Below are 4,479 nucleotides of genomic sequence, written 5' to 3'. Positions count from 1 at the left end.
TAGCATACATTATACGAAGTTATACGACACGCCGATTCGCGCCGCCGTCGCACGCGCGGGCGTGCCCGATGCGCTGTTCGTCGACATGAAGGCCGAAGCCGATCGGTTGTACGTGAGCTACGTGCATGAGGACATCCGGCTGTCGCTCGCAGGATTCGCCGCGATCGCCGTGCTGCTGCTGATCGCGCTGCGCTCGCCGCGCCGCGCCGCGCGCGCCCTTGCGCCGCTCGTCGCCGCCGTGCTGGTCGTGACGGCCGGTTTCGCGCTCGCCGGCGTGCAACTGACGATCCTGCACCTCATCGGGATGCTGCTGATCGTCGCGGTCGGCTCGAACTATGCGTTGTTCTTCTGCCGGCGCGACGACGCGCAGCCCGTCACGCCGCATACGCTCGTGTCGCTGCTGATCGCGAACCTCGCGACGGTCGCCGGCTTCGGGCTGCTCGCGCTGTCGCGCGTGCCGCTGCTCGAAACCTTCGGGCTGACCGTGGGCCCCGGCGCGATGCTCGCGCTCGCGTTCGCGGCGATTCTCGCGCCGCGCGCCGCAGAGACGGCGGCGGCGGCGGCGGCGGCGGCCGGCAATCGTGAACGAGGAGGCCGCGCATGAACGTGCCGCCTTGCGTTCCACCGCACGACGCCGGCGACGCGCGCCGCTGGAAGCCGACGCCGCTGATCGCCGGCGCCGCCGCGCTGCATGCGGGCGCGGCCGCCGCGGTGATCGCGCAACCGGCCACGTGGCCGTGGGCCGTCGGCGGCGTGGTCGCGTCGCATCTCGCGCTGACCGCGGCCGGGTTGTGGCCGCGCAGCACGCTGCTCGGCCCGAACTGGACGCGCCTGCCGGCCGGCGCGGGCCGCCGCATCGCATTGACGATCGACGACGGTCCGGACCCGGACGTGACGCCGCGCGTGCTGGACCTGCTCGACCGTTACGACGCACGCGCGACGTTCTTCTGCATCGGCGATCTCGCGCGCCGCCACCCACTGTGGATCGAGGCGATCGTCGCGCGCGGCCATGCGGTCGAGAACCACAGCCAGCGGCACCGCCATACGTTCTCGCTGTCGGGGCCGGCCGCACTGCGGCGCGAGATCGCGGCCGCGCAGCAGACGCTGACCGACATCGCCGGCACGCGCCCGCTGTTCTTCCGCGCGCCGGCCGGCCTGCGCAATCCGTTTCTCGAACCGGTGCTGTGCGAATTCGGGCTGCAACTCGCGAGCTGGACGCGGCGCGGCTTCGACACGCGTGCGCGCGACGCCGCGACCGTCACGCGCCGCCTGCTGCATGGGCTCGATGCGCGCGACATCCTGCTCGTGCACGACGGTCACGCGGCGCGCGACACGCGCGGCGAACCGGTCGTGCTCGACGTGCTGCCCGCGGTGCTGCGTGCGGCCGCCGACGCGCAGTTGCCCTGGACCACCCTGCGCGCGGCGCTGGCACCCGAACCGCCCGGCCAGCTGGGCGTTCCGGCACCCCCGTTTGATAAAATCTGACCTCGAACGGCGCGCGTGCCAGCCCTGCTGCGGCGCCCGTTCCGGCCACCGGATGCGACCCTCGTGAACCCTCTCCTGCTCTCGCACTTCACCGCCACCAGCTGCATCGGCCGCGGCCTCGACGCGACCCTCGATGCGCTGCGCCACGCCCGCAGCGGCCTCGTGCCGTGCAACTTCGAGCGTGCGGATCTCGACACGTGGATCGGTGCGGTGAACGGCGTCGATGCGCAGCCCGTGCGCGCCGATCTCGCCGACTTCGACTGCCGCAACAACCGCCTCGCGCAACTCGGCCTGACGCAGGACGGCTTCGACGCGCGCGTCGCGGCGGCGGTCGCGCGCTACGGCGCCGCACGCGTCGGCGTGTTCGTCGGCACGAGCACGGCCGGCATCCTCGAAACCGAACGCGCGTACCAGCGCCGCGATCCGGCGAGCGGCGCGCTGCCCGCCGACTTCCGCTACGCGCACACGCACAACCCGTATTCGCCGGCCGCGTTCGTGCGCGCGTATTTCGCGCTGCGCGGGCCGGCGATGGCGATCTCGTCCGCATGCTCGTCGGGCGCGAAGGTGTTCGGCTCCGCGCGCCGCATGATCGAGGCCGGGCTGATCGACGCGGCCGTCGTCGGCGGCGTCGATTCGCTGTGCCTGACCACGCTGTACGGCTTCAATTCGCTCGAACTGCTGTCGCGCCAGCCATGCCGGCCGTTCGACGTCGCGCGCGACGGCATCTCGATCGGCGAGGCCGCCGCGTTCGCGCTCGTCGAGCGCGTCCCTGCCCCGCCCGCCACGCTCGACGCCGACGCGATCCTGCTGCTCGGCATCGGCGAATCGAGCGACGCGCATCACATGTCGTCGCCGCATCCGGAAGGGCTCGGCGCGCGCGCCGCGATCGAGCAGGCGCTCGCATCCGCCGGCCTCGACGCGCACGACATCGACTACGTGAACCTGCACGGCACCGCGACGCCGAGCAACGACGCAGCGGAAAGCCGCGCGCTCGGTGCGCTGTTCGCCCGCACGCCGTGCAGCTCGACGAAGGGCGCGACCGGCCACACGCTCGGCGCGGCCGGCGCGCTGGAGGCGATCGTCGCCGCGCTCGCGCTGCGCGAGCAGTTCGTGCCGGCCGGCGTCAACACGACGCAGCCCGACCCGGCGCTCGTCGCCGATTACGTGCTCGCGAGCCGCGACACGCGCGTGCGCGCCGTCCTCTCCAATTCGTTCGGCTTCGGCGGCACGAATTGCAGCCTGATCCTCGGCCGCGCCCAGCGCGTGGCCGGCCGCGCCCGTCGTTGAGGCCCGCCATGACACTCACCGCCTTCATCGAAAGCATTGGCCTCGTCGGGCCGGGATTGACCGACTGGCCGCATGCGGCCGACGTGCTCGCGGGCCGCACGCCCTACGTGCCCGCCCGCACCGAGCTGCCGCCGCCGGCCGGGCTGCCGTCTGCAGAACGGCGCCGCACGGGCCCGGTCGTGCGCGCGGCGCTCGCGGTCGGCCACGAAGCGGTGGCCGCGAGCGGCCGAGACGCCGCGACGCTCGCGACCGTGTTCAGCGCATCCGGCGGCGACGGCCAGAACTGCCACGCGATCTGCGAAACGCTGGCCGGCGACGATCGCCAGCTGTCGCCGACCCGCTTCCACAACTCGGTGCACAACGCGCCGGCCGGCTACTGGAGCATCGCGACCCGCGCGACGGCGACGTCGAACGTACTGTGCGCGCACGACGGCAGCTTTGCCGCCGGCCTGCTCGAAAGTCTCTGCCAGGTCGTCGTCGATCGCGTGCCGAGCCTGCTGATCGCGTACGACACCGACTATCCGGAACCGCTGCGCGCGGTGCGGCCGATCGGCGATGCGTTCGGCGTCGCGCTCGTGTTCGCGCCGGAAGCGAGCGCGCGCACGCTCGCCCGCATCGACGTGCAACTCACCGATGCGCCCGCCACGACGCTCGTGCATGCCGAACTCGACGCACTGCGCGCCGGCAACCCGGCCGCCCGCGTGCTGCCGCTGCTCGAAGCGCTCGCCGCACGGCAATCGACGCGCGTCGTGCTCGACTACCTGGCCGATACGCGCGTGCAGGTCGACGTCGCGATGTCCGAACCCTTCGCGGAGCGCGCGCGATGACCGCCACGGTCGTATTGACCCCACCGCTCGACCATGCGTGGATTGCCGCGCACATTCCGCACGCCGGCACGATGTGCGTGCTCGATTCGGTCGATGCGTGGGATACCGAACGAATCCGCTGCACCGCGACGAGCCATCGCGATCCAGACAACCCGCTGCGCGCGCATGGGCGGCTCGCGTCGGTCTGCGGCATCGAGTACGCGGCGCAGGCGATGGCCGTGCACGGCGCGCTGCTCGGCGCGCACGAAGCCCGCCCGCGCGTCGGCTATCTCGCGAGCGTGCGCAACGTCGACGCGTTCGTCGACCGGCTCGACACGTTCGAGCAGCCGCTCACCATCGACGCGCAACGCGTGAGCGGCGACGGCCGCTCGGTGCTGTACGAATTCACGCTGCGCTGCGGCGAGCGCGTGCTGCTGTCCGGCCGCGCGGCGGTGATGCTCGACGCATCGGCCGCCGGCGCGTTTCAACCGGCGCCTGCCGGCAACACGAATCCTCGATGAAGAGGCTCACCTCAAGGAACCCGGTCGTGAAAGTTCGTCAGTTCATTGGCGCCACGCTCGTTCTGTCGCTGCTCGGCCCGCTCGCCCACGCGGACATGTCGGAAGTGAAGCAGGACATCAAGCGCGATTCGAAGGAAGCCGCGCACAAGACCGGCGACGCGGCGCGCAGCTTCGGCCACGCGACCGCGAGCGCCGCGAAAGCGGTCGGGCACGGCGTCGCCCATGCGTCGCGCGAAGGCTGGGAAGCCACCAAGCGCACGACGAAGCGGATCTTCCACAAGAACGACTCCGGCGAGTCGGCTGGAAAGGGCGAAAAGAACGACTGATCACGCGTCCCGCGCGCATGGCCGACGGCATGCGCGCGGGGCGTGACCGCTCAT

The 4,479-nt window shown here is 72.1% G+C and carries 5 protein-coding genes and 1 pseudogene; all 6 read left to right on the top strand.

The annotated features are described in order from the left end of the window. Positions 1-604, top strand: a pseudogene (locus tag JMF90_RS25575) (hypothetical protein); the annotation flags it as partial. Beyond that, positions 601-1,485: a polysaccharide deacetylase family protein gene (locus tag JMF90_RS25570; protein WP_011546216.1), complete on the top strand. Its 885-nt coding sequence runs from the start codon at positions 601-603 to the stop codon at positions 1,483-1,485. The pseudogene JMF90_RS25575 and the gene JMF90_RS25570, both read left to right, overlap by 4 nt. 63 nt (positions 1,486-1,548) lie before the next feature. Next, the gene (locus JMF90_RS25565) at positions 1,549-2,772 is read left to right on the top strand and encodes a beta-ketoacyl-[acyl-carrier-protein] synthase family protein (protein ID WP_041489248.1); all 1,224 of its coding nucleotides are present in this window, start codon (positions 1,549-1,551) and stop codon (positions 2,770-2,772) included. Positions 2,773-2,780: 8 nt separating this feature from the next. Then, on the top strand, positions 2,781-3,599 hold the full coding sequence (locus JMF90_RS25560; protein ID WP_011546218.1) for a beta-ketoacyl synthase chain length factor: 819 nt from the start codon (positions 2,781-2,783) through the stop codon (positions 3,597-3,599). Continuing rightward, the gene (locus tag JMF90_RS25555; protein ID WP_011546219.1) at positions 3,596-4,099 is read left to right on the top strand and encodes a hotdog family protein; all 504 of its coding nucleotides are present in this window, start codon (positions 3,596-3,598) and stop codon (positions 4,097-4,099) included. Before JMF90_RS25560 ends, JMF90_RS25555 begins: the two co-directional genes overlap by 4 nt. Further along, positions 4,096-4,425 carry a hypothetical protein gene (locus JMF90_RS25550; protein WP_011546220.1) on the top strand — a complete coding sequence of 110 codons (330 nt, stop codon included), beginning with the start codon at positions 4,096-4,098 and terminating at the stop codon, positions 4,423-4,425. The genes JMF90_RS25555 and JMF90_RS25550 overlap by 4 nt, the downstream gene beginning before the upstream one ends. The last annotated feature ends 54 nt before the right edge of the window (positions 4,426-4,479 follow it).

This window comes from Burkholderia sp. E168m23 (assembly GCF_016586125.1).
In the GTDB taxonomy this organism is placed as follows: domain Bacteria; phylum Pseudomonadota; class Gammaproteobacteria; order Burkholderiales; family Burkholderiaceae; genus Burkholderia; species Burkholderia orbicola.
The sequence above is the reverse complement of the archived record's forward strand: the minus strand, read 5'-3'. Positions and strand labels throughout refer to the sequence as shown.